The following is a 15,784-nucleotide window of genomic DNA, read 5'->3' as shown; positions in this document are numbered from 1 at the left end:
GGGGTTGGAGTGATGGGAATTTCCATTACGATGCCCCCGCGAATGAAACGACGACAGTAATCATGGCATACCGCCTAGCTGGTAGTCCGGCGGTCAAGCTACCCGATATGAATCCTCCGAATGAGGAAGAGCCCTGGACCAAGCGGAACCCCAACCTTCCTTACGGCTCAGAGTTGCATCGGGCCTATGTTTGGTTGAAATACACTGGAGCCGGCTCTGATAAGAAGTACACTGGCTTCCACGAATCGATTAGACACCATGACGTAGCGAGCATGGACTATGAAGGTCGACGAGTGAGCCAATGGACTTTCCAAGCAACATATGAACAGGCTTTTGAAGTATTGCGAATGGCAGATACTCGAGGTGCATTCTAAAAACATTTATAAAGAGAAAGCACTTTAGAACAGAACACTAGGGCAACGCAAAAGAGTGTGGGGCGGGTTCCTTATCGGGAACCCGCCCCACACTCTTAACACGTGCTCTCACGAACGCGCAGAAAAGACAGCCTAGACGCTCTCACGCGACGCATGATGCTGCAACACCGCACCCGCAGCCGCCGCATCCAGCTGCGCAGCCGCACGCGCCGCACGAGCCTTAGCCCGCGCCTGATGCTGACGCTGGCGGCGCAGTTCGTTCCGCCCGTCGACGCGCATCTTCTTGTCCACCGCATCCATCGACCGGTGACGCACAAACCGGCACGACGCACCCTCAACCGGCTGCGTAGTCTCCGTCAACGTATCCAACACAGCCTTCAGCGCATGACGGCTCGCCGCCGTCAGCGCGTCTCGGCTCGTACCGCCGCGCACGCCCACCGTGCGCTTGGGGGTGAACAGCACGCTCGCCCCGCGGGGCACACCGCGGTACGCCTCGAAAGAGACCGGGTCCACGCCCAGACGCTTAGCCATCACCTCAATAGCCGGCGGATTCTGATCCACACACACGAACTTACGACCCAACTGAGCCGCCGCCGCACCCGTAGAACCAGAACCAGCGAAGAAATCCAACACCCAATCACCCGGGCGGGAACTCGCCGCAATCATACGACGCAACAGACCCGTAGGCTTCTGCGTAGGATAACCCGTCTTCTCCTTACCCGTCGGCGACACAATCGTATGCCACCACACATCCGTAGGGAGCTTACCGCGAGAAGCTTTCTCCTCAGTCACCAGGCCCGGAGCCATATACGGTTCGCGATCAACCTCCGCAGTATTGAAGTAATAGCTGCGGTGATCCTTCGCATACACCAGAATATTGTCGTGCTTCGTCGGCCAGCGGCGCGTAGACTTCGCACCGTAGTCGTACGCCCAAATCAGCTCATTAATGAAGTTCTCACGACCAAAAATCATGTCGCACATAATCTTCACATAATGAACCTCACGCCAATCCAGGTGCAGGTACAGGGTGCCGTCCTGCGCAAGCAGACGATGCGCCTGCTCAATACGCGGAGCAAGGAACGCCCAATAATCCTCAAACGAGTCGTTATAGCTCGCCAGGGTCTGCAGGGTGCTCGAATAGCTCTTGCCCTTAAAACCGGTGCGGTCACCCTTCTCAGAAGCCTCCGCGCTCAACGTGCGGCGCGTCTGCTTCTTGCCCGTATTGAACGGCGGGTCAATGTAAATCACGGTGAACGCACCATCGGGTAGCTCACGCAGATACTCCAGGTTATCTGCTTGCACCAGCAGCGACGGGCCCTGCGGGTCGAAAAGCGCCGAATCCGCGGGGTGCGCCTCAGCGGCAGGGGAGGGTGCGGCGGGCGCCGGGGATGCTGAAATACCCAACCCCGGCCCTAGCCTTCAGAACCAGCACGGTCAGCGCCACGGCCCTTACCGCGCGAGCCTTCAGAACGCGAACCTTCAGTGCGGCGGCGGGTACGGCGACGACCTTCACCCTCCACCGGCTGACCCTCAACACGGCGGGTACGGCGACGCTGGCGAGGCGCACGCTCAGAACGCTCAGCAGAACGTTCGGATGCGCCCTGCTCGGTACGCTCCGCACGCTCGGAAGAACGCTCGGAACGCTCAGTACGCTTGCGGCCCTCGGAGCGGCTACGGCGCTCGCCGCGGCCCTCACCGGAACGACCCTCGCGGCCGCCGTCACGACCGCCGCGAGAACGGCGCGAACCCTTCTCGCCATTACGGCCACCCTCACGGGAACCGTCGCGGCCACCGCGGGAACGAGCCGGACGACCATCACGCGAGTCACGGGCGCTCTCAAAGAACTCATCGCCCATGCCCTCAGCCACACGCTCCTCGCGCGGCAGACGGCCCTTAGTGCCAGCCGGAATGTTCAGGTCGTAGAACAGGTGCTCAGAGGAAGAGTAGGTCTCAACCGGCTCAGGAACACCCAGCTCCAGGGCGTCGTTAATGACCTTCCAGCGCGGCAGGTCATCCCAGTCAACCAGGGTGATGGCGGTACCCTCATTGCCCGCACGACCGGTACGGCCGGTACGGTGCAGGTAGGTCTTCTCATCCTCGGGCACGCGGTGGTTAATCACGTGGGTCACGTCTTCAACGTCAATACCGCGAGCCGCCACGTCGGTAGCGACCAGAATGTCGACCTTGCCGGTACGGAACGCCTTCAGTGCCTGCTCACGCGCAACCTGGTTCAGGTCACCGTGCAGGGGAGCGGCAGCGAAGCCACGGTTCACCAGCTCCTCCGCCACGCGGGCAGCATCACGCTTGGTCTTAGTGAAGATGACGGTACGGCCGCGGTCGGTAGCGCGCAGAATGCGGCCAATCATCTCGTCCTTATCCAGGTGGTGCGCACGGTAGACGACCTGGCGAATCGACGCCTTAGTCTTCGAGGCGTCCTCGGGGTCAGCGGCGCTAATGCGCATGGGCTTGGTCATGTACTGGCGCGCCATCGCAATGACCGGGCCGGGCATGGTTGCGGAGAACAGCATGCTCTGGCGGTCCTCCGGCAGGTAGCTGAGGATCTTCTCAACCGAGGGCTGGAAGCCCAAATCCAGCATCTCGTCAGCCTCATCGAGGACCACAATCTTAACCTGCTTCAGGTTCAGGAAGCCCTGCTGGTACAGGTCGATAATGCGGCCGGGGGTACCCACCGCAACCTCCAGGCCGCGGCGTAGCAGCTCAGCCTGAGGCTCAATCGGCACACCACCGTACAGGGTAGCAACGCGGGCGTTGCGCAGCTTCGCAGCAATCGCCAGGTCCTCGCCCACCTGAATGGCAAGCTCACGGGTCGGAACCAGAATCAGCGCCTGAGGTGCGCCGGGGTGCTCCAAATCAGCCCAGCCCTCATCGTCGCGGCCGACCACACGCTGAATGGTGGGCAGACCAAAGCCGAGGGTCTTACCGGTACCGGTCTTCGCCTGGCCAATGATGTCCTGGCCAGACAGAGCCACGGGAAGAGTCAGCTCCTGGATGGGGAAGGGGGAAGTAATGCCAACCGCCGCGAGGGCGTCGCTAATATCCTGGCGAACGCCGAAGTCGGCGAAGGACTTTGCAGTCTGAGTGGTTTCCTGCGTGTTCGTTTCAGTCACTGGACCGTATCTTTCTACCCCTGTTCGGGGTGTGTTTCTCCCCGAGACGGGGTGTGCCAGCCAGCGCCCCAACGGTGGAGGCGGTGACGGGCGGGCGTCGAAAGCCGGCCGCGGGAAATTCTTACACGGGAAATTCTTGCCGAGACGCCGCCTGCACGCATGATTAATACTCATGGTTCATTCATGATGAGAAAGCGGTGCAGCCTCGGGGTCTTGAAAGGGGTACGACCGGTCATTCACTTAACCCCTCAATATTAACCTGGATTTGCTTTCGGCGCACCCCCGACCGGTTGTGGTGTGCGCCCGTGATGGGCGATATACCGCCTCAAAACCGGGTGCCGCGAGGTTTTTGTGCGGGCGGTTTAAAACGCAAACCCCCGCATTCGGCACGGCGTAACCACGTGGCGCATAAAGCGCACGCACACGGCGCATAAAGCGCGGTTACGCATCGTGACGGATGCGGGGAAAGCTCAAGCTAAAGGGGGTTCAGCTACCGAACTAATTAGGCGCCGATACCGAAACCAACGTGACGCTTAGCGTCGGAACCCAGCTCAACGTAGCCAATCTGAGCGCCAGAAATCAGGGTGGTGTTGCCCTTATCATCCATAATCTGCAACAGCGAGCCATCCTCAATAGCCTTCGAGACCTTCTCCATGAGGATTTCCTTAGCCTCACTGGTCTCAACAACGATTTCACGAGCAATGTGGCGAATGCCAATCTTGATTTCCATGAGTCTCCTCGCAGAATAGTCCGGTGCAACCAAACGTGCGCCGGGTATGGGAACTGTCTTATCTAGCATCTACTCTAGCGCGAATGCGCCCATCGGCACCGTGAACGGGCGGTACTTCGCCGGGGGCTAATAAAATACTCGCCGCAGGATGCGCAGAAACAGGCGCGAAAGTAGCGCCAAACAGTACAGGACACAGTGCAGGACAGGGGAGGGGGAGCGCAGGCTCTTAGGACTCCTCCACCTGAATACCGTAGAGAGTCTCCAGGGCCTGCACGTAATCCTCTGCGCGGCCCTCCGACGCCAGCTTCTTAGCGCGCACCGTCGGGGTGTGCAGAAGAGACTTCACCATGCGGCGCATTGCCAGCTCAAACTGCTCCGTCGCCGCCCCGCAACCAAACTGGTTACGCACCTTCTCCAGCTCGGAATCCAGTACATCCAGCGTGTGCGAGCGCAGCGCAACAATCGCAGAGTCAATCGTGCGGGAACGCTGACGGGACAGGAACGCCGCCAGCTCAGACTCCACAATGCGCGTAGCCGTCGCCACGGATTCCTCGGTCTCCTCGGGGGCGGCAAGGCGCACCGACTCGAGCGTAATCAGCTCAACATTCGGCAGGTCAGCGACCGACGGATCAAAGTCACGTGAAAGAGCAAGGTCAAGAATCGTGTGGTGGCCGCCCGGAATCTGCTCGGGAAGCAGCGGGTCGGATCCGCCGGAGCAACCAATAATGACGTCGGCAGAAGCCATTGCCTGCTCCATGCCGTCCACCGGCACCGCAGAAACCTCGCGCTTTGCTGCGAACTCGGCGGCACGACCAGAACGGGAATTGACCCAAATATCGGTGCAACCGCGTTCACGCAGCGCCGCAATGGTCGCGCCCGCGTAAGCACCCGTACCAAAAATTAGGGCGCGTCGGGTCGACCAGTCCTTCTCGGCAACCTCATCCGCAAGATCCAGGGCAACAGACACAATGGAGCGGCCCTGGGCGCCAAGCGCCGTGTGCTGACCTACCTGACGAGCCGTATGCGCCGCATGCTCAAAGAGCTGCACCAGCTCGCCGGGAAGGGGTACGCCGTCCTCTTGTGCCTTCGCCTGCGCGGCGGCCAGCGCGCGGCGTACCTGACCGGTGATTTCGCGCTCGCCGACCACGGCAGATTCCAGGCCGGAGGCGACCGTCAGCAGGTGGCGTGCCGCTTCCTCGTCTGCGTACACGTCGAAACTGGTATTGACCAGTTCCTTGTCCAGGCCGGAGGTTTGCGCAATCGAATCAACAATCAGCTCACGAACCATGTGCACATGCGCAGAGACGTGCAGCTGAACATACATTTCAAGACGGTTACAGGTGGCAAGAACTACTGCACCCTTAACACCGAGTTGACGTGCGATATCCGCCGCCAGAACATCGGGTACGCCAGAGGCACCGGCGCTCAACGCAGCGACGGTGGTCAAATCAACGGTGTGGTGCGATGCCACAAATGCATAAGTACTCACTAGAGACTAATCATAACCACGCCGACTAAGCCCCTGTAAAGCTCATAGAACCTAAGTTCCATCATCGTAGGGGGCAAGAAAATCTGCGCGGTGGGGGATGCGGGCACGAAGAGTAGGCACGAACTAAGGTGTCCCTCACTGCTAAGAAAGCCATCATTAGGTAAGAGTCACCATGACATAGTGTCGCAAAAACACCCACATAAACCTGTCACACTAGAGACTATGAGCGAAAACCAGCACACCACCCCCGCATCGGAAAAGGGCCCCGCGTCGGCACAGGGCACCGCACAGGCACCCTCCCTGCCCGCACACCCCACTGACACCCAGCGACCCCTGCTCACCGACGAACAGCTCGCACACCTACCCGCCAACCACCCCCTGCGCGCAGGCGCCGCCGCCGACTCGCCCATGCTCCGCGCCCTCACCGGCCGCCCCTCCAGCCACCGACCCGTCTGGTTCATGCGCCAGGCAGGCCGCTCCCTGCCCGAATACCGCCAGGTACGCGAAGGCATCCCCATGCTGGACGCATGCCTCACCCCCGAGCTCGCCGCAGAAATCACCGTGCAGCCCGTCCGCCGCCACAAGGTCGACGCCGGCATCTTCTTCTCCGACATCGTCATCCCCATGAAGCTCGCGGGCGTCAACGTCGACATCGTGCCCGGTAGGGGCCCGGTCCTCGACCAGCCCGTACGCACCCTCGACGAGGTGCGCGCCCTGCCCGAACTCAAAGACAGCGACCTCGACCCCATCCGCGAAGCCGTCGCCGCAACCGTCGAAATGCTCGGCGACACCCCGCTCATCGGCTTCGCTGGAGCCCCCTTCACCGTCGCCGCATACATGGTCGAAGGCGGCCCCTCCCGCGACCACCTGCGCCCGCGCACCATGATGCACGCCGACCCCGCCGCCTGGCACGAACTCGCCGAATGGGCAGCCCGCACCGCAGGCCAGTTCCTCCGCGCGCAGATCGAGGCGGGCGCATCCGCCGTGCAGCTCTTCGACTCCTGGGCAGGATCCCTCGGCGAAAGCGACTACCGCCGCTACGTGCAGGCACACTCCGCAACTGCCCTCGATATGGTGCGCGAATACGGCGTGCCGCGTATCCACTTCGGCACCGGCACCACCGCCCTGCTGCCCGCCATGCACGAAGCCGGCGCAGACGTCATCGGCGTGGACTACCGCCTGCCGCTCTCGGCAGCGAACACCCTGCTCAATGGCGCCGTACCCCTGCAGGGCAACATCGACCCGGCACTGCTCGCCGCAGGCAGCGAAAACCTCTACGCACACGTAGACGAGGTCCTCGCAGAAGGTAACGCCGCCCCCTCGCACGTGGTCAACCTCGGCCACGGCGTACCCCCGACCACCGACCCGCAGGTGCTCACCGACCTCGTGGCATATATCCACGAACGCACCGCGCAGGCATAGGATAAATAACGATAAATAGACGGTGCAGATGCCGGGCACCCTCCGGCATCTGCACCGAACACCTACCCCCCCGAACCAACCACCACACCCGTTACCGCAATGGGCAACTCCACCGCAGACAGACCGAAGGAGAACCACCATGGGCCACACCAACCAGGCACCGCACCGCACCGCACAGGTCAGTTCCTCCGCCGCGCCCCAGAACGCACGAGCTTTCACCCGCAAAGAGAAGGCACCCACCGCCATCGTTATCGGTGGCGGCCCCTCCGGCCTGATCTCCGCACGCCGCCTCGCCGCAGCCGGTATGCGCGTCACCCTGCTTGAACAGCGCCACCACCTTGGCGGTGCCGTTGGTGCCCATGAAGTTGGCGGCCTTCTGCTGGACTCCGGCGCAGAATCCTTCGCAACCCGCAGCCCCATTGTCAGCGACCTCGTCAAGGAACTCGGCCTGGGCGACCAGATCGTCACCCCCAACTCCTACGGCTCGTGGCTGTACCTGCCGCAGGGCGCCCGTCGCACCCCCAGCACCGGCATCATGGGCATCCCCGGCAATGTGAACGATAAGTCGCTGATCCCCGTCATCGGTAAGAACGGTCTGCGCCGCGCCCAGGTGGACAAGTTCCTCCCCGTCTCCGCAGGCGAGAACGCGAAGACCCTCGGTGAGCTCGTGCGCATCCGCATGGGCCAGAAAGTGCTCGACAACCTCGTCGCACCCGTAGTCTCCGGCGTGTACTCCACCCACCCCGACAAGCTCGACGTCGATGCGACCATCCCCGGTCTGCGCGAAGCCTTCCGCAAGCACCGCTCCCTCTCCGCCGCAGCGCACGCCTTCCGTTCGGCAGCCCCCGCAGGTTCACAGGTCGCCGGTATCGTGGGCGGCATGAACCAGCTCTCCGAACGTCTCGTCGAAGACCTGTACGCCGCCGGTGTTCGCATCGTCACCGGATTCGACGTCATCGCCGTTGACCGTGACGAATCCACCGGTCAGTGGTTCATCATCCAGCGCCACACCACCGACGGCGAAAACACCCCCCTCTACGCCGACTACCTGGTGCTCGCCACCGACGGCCCGACCGTGGCACGACTCATCGGCCCGCACGTCTCCACCGCACTACCCGCCCTGGAACCCGGCCCCGAAGTCGCCCTCGTCACCCTCGTCGTTGATGCCCCCGCCTTGGACAAGCACCCCCGCGGTACCGGCCTGCTCGTCTCCGAAGAAGCCACCGCCGTACGCGCCAAGGCACTCACCCACGCCACCGCCAAATGGCAGTGGGTCGCCGAGGCCGCAGGCCCCGGACGCCACGTGGTACGCCTGTCCTACGGCCGCGGCGGCGAAGACTCCCGCTTCTCCGAAGTCGCCCTCGCAGACGAGCAGCTCATCACCCTCGCCCTGCGCGACGCAAGCCGCATGATGGACGTAGCCCTCACCCACAACAACCTCGTTGACGCGGACGTCGTACGCTGGCGCGGTGTACTACCCGCCTCCACCCCCGGCCACCGCGACCGAGTCAAGGAATTCCGCGAACGCGCCAGCGAACTCGGAACCCTTAGCACCGTCGGCTCCTGGGCGGCAGGCTCCGGCCTGGTCTTAACCGTCAAAGACACCTACGAGCAGATGGACCGCCTCATCTACCACGCGGCGCAGGACTGGGAAGGCGTCACCTCCCCGAAAGCCGCAACCGCCAAGTAGACGGCGCAGCGGCGGCAGAAGCTCAGCCAATAACTCAGCTCAGCCAGTAACTAGACCAAAAAATTGAGAAAACGCGCAGCTACGGAAGCCGCGCCTCCAGCACAGCGAACCCTCGCTGAAGAAAGGAATACACAATGTCTCACGATCACGCAGCACACGGCCACGGCGGCGCACACGGCGCAGGTCAGGGCGGCTACACCCACGCAGGTCACGGCTACGGCGGCGCACCCAAGGGCTACGCAGTCCAGCACTCCGCAGCTGACGAGAACCGCCGCGGTCGCGAAGAGGGCGAAACCCTGCACTACGCCCTGTACACCGTGTTCGCACGCTCCGGCGCACGCCCCGCAGAGTCCAACACCGACGAGGCACGCGCCGAGTTCGAGAAGGTCGCAGAACAGCTCGCAGCAGACGGCGTGACCCTGCGCGGCATCTACGACGTCTCCGCAATGCGCGACAACGCAGACGTCATGATCTGGACCCACGGCGCAACCCCCGAAAAGCTGCAGGCAGCAGTCCGCAAGATCCGCCGCACCGCACTCTTCGCAGGCACCACCATCGTCTGGTCCACCATGGGCGTACACCGCGAAGCAGAATTCACCCGCAACCACGCACCCGCCTACGCACGCGGCAAGGCACCCGAAGCATGGGTCTGCGTCTACCCCTTCGTACGCTCCTACGACTGGTACTACATGAACCCCGAACGCCGCGCAGAAATGCTCAAGAACCACGGCATGAAGGCAATCGACTTCCCGCAGATTCTGGCAAACACCGTCGCAACCTTCGGCATGAACGACTACGAGTGGGTCCTCGCCCTCGAAGCACCCGAACTCGTTGACCTCGTCGACATGATGCGCCACTTCCGCAACACCGAAGCACGCCTGCACGTTCGCGAAGACACCCCCTTCTACACCGGCCGCCGCATCGGCGCAGACGAAGTAGCAGAGGTTCTGGCGTGAGCCATCAGCCGAACAACGGCGTAACCCTCAACGGCACGCTCCTGCCGGACGACGTGGTACCTAACCGCACCGACCCGGCGAACACCGCCTCCAACGGCCCCGCCACGCTCAACGAGCAGACCGTCGGTGACTACCGAAGCGAACGCAGCATCACCCGTGACCGTGCCGAAGAGGCACGCCCCTACGACCTGGTGATTCTCTCCTCCTTCGGTGGCCCCGAGGGGCAGGAGGACGTCATCCCGTTCCTGCGCAACGTAACCGCTGGCCGCGGCATCCCGGATGAGCGCCTCGAAGAGGTCGCCACCCACTACCGCGCCAACGGCGGCATCTCGCCCATTAACGAGCAGAACCGTGCCCTGCTCGCCGCACTGCAGCAGGCGCTCGCCGAGCGCGGCCCGCACATCCCGATCACCTGGGCAAACCGCAACTGGAAGCCCTACGTGAAGGACGTGCTCGCCGAAGCCTACGAGAACGGCCACCGCAACGTGCTCGTGCTGGCGACCAGTGCCTACCCCGGCTACTCGAGTTGCCGCCAGTACCGTGAAGACTACGGTATGGCGATCGAGCAGCTCGGCCTGGAAGGTCGCGTGCACGTGGGTAAGATTCGTCAGTTCTTTGACGTGCCCGGCTTCTCCCGCGCTTTCGCTGACGGGCTGAAGGACGGCCTCGCCACGGTGCGTGAGCAGCTTGCCGCACGCGATAGCGGTTCGCTGAACCCGCGCCTGCGGATCATGTTCTGCACCCACTCGGTGCCGACCTCCGCGGCGAACGAGGCAGGCCCGCGCGGCGTGAACTACGAGGGCGGCTCCGCCTACGTGGAGAAGCACCTGCAGGTCGCTCGCGCCGTGCTTTCGCTGGTTCGCGATGAGGCCCCGCAGCTTCTGCAGAACGTCGAGTGGGAGCTGGTGTACCAGTCCCGCTCCGGCCCGCCGTCCATGCCGTGGCTGGAGCCGGACGTCAACGACGCCCTGGAGGCGCTGCCCACCCCCGCCAACCCCGGCGAGGACGGCGAGGCCCCCGTGGAGGGCGTCGTGCTGGTGCCCCTCGGCTTCGTCTCCGACCACATGGAAGTCAAGTGGGACCTGGACACCGAGGCGCTGGACACCTGCGAGCGCCTGGGCGTGGTCGCCGTGCGCACCCCCACTCCCGGCACGCATCCGGCGTACGTGGAGTCGCTGCGCCGTCTCATTGAGGAGCGTGTGGAGAACGGTGTTTCAGCCGACCTGCGCCCCGAACGTGAGAGCGTCCTCGCCCCGAGCGCGAGCGGTCAGTACGGCTGGTTCGACGAGTGCGACCCCGGCTGCTGCAAGCCCGGTCGCGGTGCGCCGAAGCCGGTCATCGCCGAATACGCAGCCGGCGCTACCGGCGCTGAGGACAGCGCTTCTGAGAACGCACCCGCCAGCCGCTCCGGTGGATGCGGCTCCGGCGGATGCTGCTCCCACTAACACCACCCCTGTAGCTCCGGCTCGCCCCAACACCCCCCCCTGACCGGGGCGTGCGGGCGGGTCGGAGCGCACGTGCCTACAGGCTACCCCCAGAATTTAGACAAACACACAGCGTCGCAAACACACAGCCTCTGGGGGAAACGCACACGCCTACGGGCTATCACACACATCACCGAAAAGGAGAGATATGAGCCATCACGAGTACATCTTGGGCACCCGCGGGTCTGCTCTCGCCCTGACCCAAAGCCGTATTGCCGCTGAAACCGTCACCTCCCTCTACACCGAACACCAGGCACACCACGGCGCCGCAGATGCCGAGGTCGTGGATTTCACCCTGCGCACCGTCAAAACCGAAGGCGACGTGCTCACCGGACCCCTGGCGACCCTTGGCGGCACCGGCGTATTCGCTGCGGCACTGCGCCAGCGCCTGCTCGACGGCGAGAACGCCTCCGAAGAAAACCGCGTGGACATGGCAGTACACTCCCTCAAGGACCTGCCCTCCGCGCCCTGCCCCGGCCTGGTGGTCGCCGCAACCCTCAAGCGTGAAGACCCCCGCGACGCCCTCGTGGCACGCGACGGCCTGACCGTCGACACCCTGCCGGAGGGCGCCCGCGTGGGCACCGGTTCGCCGCGCCGCGCCGCCCAGCTGCGCGCCCTACGTCCCGACCTTGAAATCGTTGACATCCGCGGTAACGTGGGCACCCGCATCGGCCGTGTGAAGGGCCTGGAAGAGCACGCCGGCAAACAGGTCGTACTCCGCCAGAACGCTGAAACTTCCGAACGAGCCGACCACGGTGTCGGCACCGAACGCAGCGGCGACTGCGACGCCGTGGTGCTCGCAGTCTCCGGCCTTAAGCGCCTGGGCAAGGAAGAACTCATCACCGAGTACCTTGACCCCACCCGCATGCTGCCCGCCCCCGGCCAGGGTGCGCTCGCCCTGGAAGTGCGCGAAAGTGAATTCGAGAACCCGGACCCCGCCGTGCTCGCCGACCCCGAGGTAGCGCGCCCGGTGCGTGCCCTCGGCCGTGCCCTGCTCGCCGCAAACCACCACGAAACCCGCCTCGCCGTCAGCGCCGAACGTGCCCTGCTGCGCCGCCTCGAAGCCGGATGCGCCGCGCCCATCGGCGCGTACGCGCACGTGGTTGAAGGCGACCTGGTGCTTAACGTTGTGGTGGCGTCCCCGGACGGCACCGACATGCTGCGCCACACCTCGGCAACCGCCGAACTGGATGTGCCCGGCGCCGAACGCCTGGGCGTGCGCGTAGCGGAAGACCTGCTGCAGATGGGTGCCGCCGCCCTGGCCGGATTGGATCTGAAGTAGGCGTCATGTCTGCCGCTAGTCCGCAAGCTGAACCCGCGCGCACGGTTCTGCTGACCCGCTCCGCCACCCAGGGCGCCGCCTTCGCACGCGCCCTCGCCGAAGAATGCACACAGAACGGGTTGGGGGAGCCCCGGGTACTCTTCGCCCCGCTACAGCAGGCACGCACCGTCAAACCGGGCGCAGACCACGCCGCCGCGCTGGAGGCGCTCGCCTCCGGTCACTACGCGTGGGTGAGCTTCACGAGCGCCAACACGGTTCGCGCCTGCGCCGAGCTGTGGGGTGCGGAGTTTGCCCGCGCCTGCGCGAGCGGGGGAGTGCGTATCGCCTGCGTGGGTGCGGCAACCGCCCGCGCCGTGCACACCCAGCTGGGGCTGGATACGGATTTTCAGCCGCAGGTGCAGAGCGCCGCCGGTATGCTCGCGGAGTTTGAAAAGCCTGCAACCGAGCCCGCCGCCGTAGACCCCGCAGCTGATCCCGCCGCGACTGATTCAGCTGCAGTGCTGGTTCTGGAAGGCTCCAACGCCCGCCCGACCCTGCGCGAAGGCCTCAAAAACCTGGGCTGGGACAGCCACCGCTGCGTGCTCTACGATATGGTGCCCGCCGAGCAGGTGGCACCCGGCGAGCTGAGCCTCAGCACCGCCCGCGCGCTCGTGCAGGGGACTACCGCAGATGCCCCCGCCCCGGAAACCCCAGCGCTGGATGTGCTGGTGGTGACCGCCCCCTCCCGCCTGCACGCCCTACTCGACGGCGCACCCGCGCTACCGCCCGAATCCGTGCCGCCGGTGGTGGCAATTGGGGCGAGTACCGCCTCCGCATGCCGCGCCCTGAATCTGCGCTACGTACAGGCCGATTCGCCGTCACCGCAGGATTTGGCGTGCGCCGCTGTATCCCTCATCTACTAAGACCACATATTTTTATCGAGTTTTCAGGAGAGATCATGAACCTTACCCGCCGCCCGCGCCGCCTGCGCACCACCGCAGCCATGCGCTCCCTCGTCGCTGAGACCACTCTGCGCCCCGCGCAGCTGATTCAGGTGTTCTTTGTTCGCGACGGTATCGACGATCCGCAGCCGATTCGTTCGATGCCCGGCCAGTACCAGCACACCCTGGAGAGCATCATCCCCGCCGTGCGTGAGGCGTACGAAGCGGGCATCCGCTGCATTGACCTGTTCGGTATTCCCCGCGATGAGGATAAGGACGAGGTCGGCTCGACCGCGTGGGATCCGCAGGGCATCCTGAACCGTGCGATTGCTGTGTGCCGTGAGGAGTTCGGCGACGACCTGGTGGTTATGGCTGACACCTGCCTGGACGAGTTTACGAGCCACGGCCACTGCGGCGTGCTGGTCGATGACGGCCACGGCACCCTCGTGGTGGATAATGACGAGACCGTGGAGCTGTACTGCAAGATGGCGGTTTCACAGGCGCGTGCGGGTGCGCACACGGTGTCCCCGTCGGGCATGATGGACGGCCAGATCGCGGCGATGCGCGCCGCCCTGGACGAGGCCGGCTTTGAGGATGTGTCGATTCTGGCGTATTCGGCGAAGTACGCTTCTGCGTTCTTCGGGCCGTTCCGTGACGCGGTAGAGTCGACCTTCAAGGGCGACCGTAAGACCTACCAGCAGGACCCGGCGAACCGCCGCGAGTCGCTGCTGGAGGTGCGCGCCGACCTGGAGGAGGGCGCCGACATGGTCATGGTGAAGCCCGCCGGCAGCTACCTGGATATTGTGCGTGAGGTGGCGGAATTTTCGCCGGTGCCGGTGGCGGCGTATCAGGTGTCGGGTGAGTACGCGATGATTGAGGCTGCTGCTGCGAACGGCTGGATTGACCGTAAGGCTGTGGTGTTGGAGTCGCTGCGTTCGATTCATCGTGCCGGTGCGGACGTCATCCTGACTTATTACGGTACGGAGGCGGCACGCTGGCTCCGCGAGCTGGACGCCTAACCCCCTCCCTCCCTCATTAATGCCGAGAAGCCACATGTGTTTCGAAAAGCCACGTCTTTGGTGGCTTCTCGAAACACATGTGGCTTTTCGCCGTTTATGGTTGTTCTTCGTTGATAGGTTTGTACCCGAGGGAGGTGCACACAATGTTGCCGTTGGTGAAGTATTCCGCGAGCTTTTCGCGGTCGGCGGGGGAGCGCAGGTCCGCCCAGCGTTCCTGCTCCAGGTAGAACGCAATCTGGGAGGTCAGGCAGACGACGCGCTCATCGTGCACCGCCACAATATGCCTGCGCAGCCACGGCATGCGCTGAGCGAGGTGCGGCGGAATCTTGGACGGCACCTTGATCTCTATCTGCCATTGCGAGGGCTCGTAGAAGGTTGGCTTGATCTGTTCGGGGTTCTTCGGGAAGACGCAGAACTCCTCAATGTCGGGGTAACTGTACTTCTTCGCGGGCAGGAAAAGCCGCCCGACGTAGAACGAATCGGGGTTGAACAGCAAGTACCGCCTCATATGAAACCACCGAGTTACTGCAGTTACGGTGGTAACAATTGCCAGGGTTATGGAAGCTCCTCCAATGGGCATTGGCTGGACACCTAGAACTGTCCAACCGACAAGCGAATAGAAGAAGACGATGAGAGCCACAACCAACACAAAGTGGGTTTCAACGTAGAAATCATTCTTTGCCCGAACCGGTTTAGCTTGAGGATGAGCCCCATTCGGCACAGCAAAAAGGTTGAGACGCATCAATGCTGCGCTATAGATTTGAGGCAACCCGGCTGTCGTGTCATCCGTATCGATGCTTCGGGCTTTGCGCCAGGTGCGGCGACCCGAACGTGCACCCACGAACACCATGTAGAACGGCAACAACAGAGCCGGTAGCAGAATGCCATTATGGGCAATATCTGTGTACAGACGAAAGATGGACCGTGCGACAAGGCATGCCCACACATACATGAGCACGTGGAACCAAGCCTCAATCGAGGAGATACCGTAGACGCTATCGATTTCTTTGCGGGCACGGGTGAGGTTAGAGCGCAGTTTATGTTTTGGCAGCGGGTTACCCTCCAGGGAGCGACGTTCGGCATACCTCATCGCCTTGTTGACGGGAGAGCCGTAACGGGCGATGTAGAGCTCTTTTGCTTTCTCCGTGGTGATGGTTGCCGGATGGGTGATAGCGGGCACTACGCATAACCCTATGTAAACGATAAAGGCGATGAGCCATATGTAGCGTACCGGCTCTAGGGGTATCCCCAAAGCGCTTAGCTCCATGAGTTGTCCTCTCTACGGGGTTG

12 protein-coding genes and 1 pseudogene are annotated in these 15,784 nt (G+C 63.4%); 8 read left to right on the top strand and 5 right to left on the bottom strand.

The genetic code is table 11. The annotated features are described in order from the left end of the window. Positions 1 to 374, top strand: a pseudogene (locus HMPREF2884_RS09280) (heme peroxidase); the annotation flags it as partial. A gap of 132 nt (positions 375 to 506) precedes the next feature. Here HMPREF2884_RS09280 and HMPREF2884_RS05075 read toward each other — a convergent pair. The 4 genes from HMPREF2884_RS05075 to HMPREF2884_RS05060 form a co-directional block, all read right to left on the bottom strand. Next, complete coding sequence (locus HMPREF2884_RS05075; protein WP_070616127.1) at positions 507 to 1,778, bottom strand: DNA-methyltransferase; 1,272 nt, start codon at positions 1,776 to 1,778, stop codon at positions 507 to 509. Between the two features lie 8 nt (positions 1,779 to 1,786). Beyond that, a complete protein-coding gene (locus HMPREF2884_RS05070) occupies positions 1,787 to 3,502 on the bottom strand; it encodes a DEAD/DEAH box helicase (RefSeq protein ID WP_070616126.1) in 1,716 nt (571 codons plus the stop codon). A gap of 502 nt (positions 3,503 to 4,004) precedes the next feature. Next, complete coding sequence (locus tag HMPREF2884_RS05065) at positions 4,005 to 4,232, bottom strand: DUF3107 domain-containing protein (protein ID WP_005505268.1); 228 nt, start codon at positions 4,230 to 4,232, stop codon at positions 4,005 to 4,007. Between the two features lie 226 nt (positions 4,233 to 4,458). Continuing rightward, positions 4,459 to 5,721 carry a glutamyl-tRNA reductase gene (locus HMPREF2884_RS05060; RefSeq protein ID WP_049354232.1) on the bottom strand — a complete coding sequence of 421 codons (1,263 nt, stop codon included), beginning with the start codon at positions 5,719 to 5,721 and terminating at the stop codon, positions 4,459 to 4,461. A gap of 222 nt (positions 5,722 to 5,943) precedes the next feature. Here HMPREF2884_RS05060 and hemE point away from each other — a divergent pair, with 222 nt between their 5' ends. From hemE to hemB, 7 genes are all read left to right on the top strand, one after another. Then, positions 5,944 to 7,143 (top strand): uroporphyrinogen decarboxylase, encoded by a 1,200-nt coding sequence (hemE, locus tag HMPREF2884_RS05055; RefSeq protein WP_070616124.1) that lies wholly within the window; start codon positions 5,944 to 5,946, stop codon positions 7,141 to 7,143. A 139-nt stretch (positions 7,144 to 7,282) separates the two neighbouring features. Next, entirely contained in the window at positions 7,283 to 8,833 is a 1,551-nt protein-coding gene (gene hemG / locus HMPREF2884_RS05050; RefSeq protein ID WP_070616122.1) for a protoporphyrinogen oxidase, read from the top strand. Between the two features lie 134 nt (positions 8,834 to 8,967). Next, positions 8,968 to 9,789, top strand: coding sequence for a hydrogen peroxide-dependent heme synthase (gene hemQ, locus HMPREF2884_RS05045; RefSeq protein ID WP_070616120.1), 822 nt, complete (start codon positions 8,968 to 8,970; stop codon positions 9,787 to 9,789). Next, positions 9,786 to 11,234: a ferrochelatase gene (locus HMPREF2884_RS05040; protein WP_070616118.1), complete on the top strand. Its 1,449-nt coding sequence runs from the start codon at positions 9,786 to 9,788 to the stop codon at positions 11,232 to 11,234. Before hemQ ends, HMPREF2884_RS05040 begins: the two co-directional genes overlap by 4 nt. 187 nt (positions 11,235 to 11,421) lie before the next feature. Continuing rightward, positions 11,422 to 12,555, top strand: a complete 1,134-nt coding sequence (locus HMPREF2884_RS05035) for a hydroxymethylbilane synthase (RefSeq protein ID WP_049354237.1) — start codon at positions 11,422 to 11,424, stop codon at positions 12,553 to 12,555. A 5-nt stretch (positions 12,556 to 12,560) separates the two neighbouring features. Next, the gene (locus tag HMPREF2884_RS05030; protein WP_070616117.1) at positions 12,561 to 13,457 is read left to right on the top strand and encodes a uroporphyrinogen-III synthase; all 897 of its coding nucleotides are present in this window, start codon (positions 12,561 to 12,563) and stop codon (positions 13,455 to 13,457) included. Positions 13,458 to 13,492: 35 nt separating this feature from the next. After that, positions 13,493 to 14,494, top strand: coding sequence for a porphobilinogen synthase (gene hemB, locus HMPREF2884_RS05025; protein WP_070616116.1), 1,002 nt, complete (start codon positions 13,493 to 13,495; stop codon positions 14,492 to 14,494). Between the two features lie 94 nt (positions 14,495 to 14,588). Here the strand turns inward: hemB and HMPREF2884_RS05020 are convergent, their stop codons facing one another. Next, the gene (locus HMPREF2884_RS05020; RefSeq protein WP_246827928.1) at positions 14,589 to 15,674 is read right to left on the bottom strand and encodes a transcriptional regulator; all 1,086 of its coding nucleotides are present in this window, start codon (positions 15,672 to 15,674) and stop codon (positions 14,589 to 14,591) included. Between the last annotated feature and the right edge of the window lie 110 nt (positions 15,675 to 15,784).

Source organism: Rothia sp. HMSC073B08 (genome assembly GCF_001812975.1).
Lineage (GTDB): Bacteria > Actinomycetota > Actinomycetes > Actinomycetales > Micrococcaceae > Rothia > Rothia mucilaginosa.
This window is presented reverse-complemented; position numbering and strand designations above follow the sequence as displayed.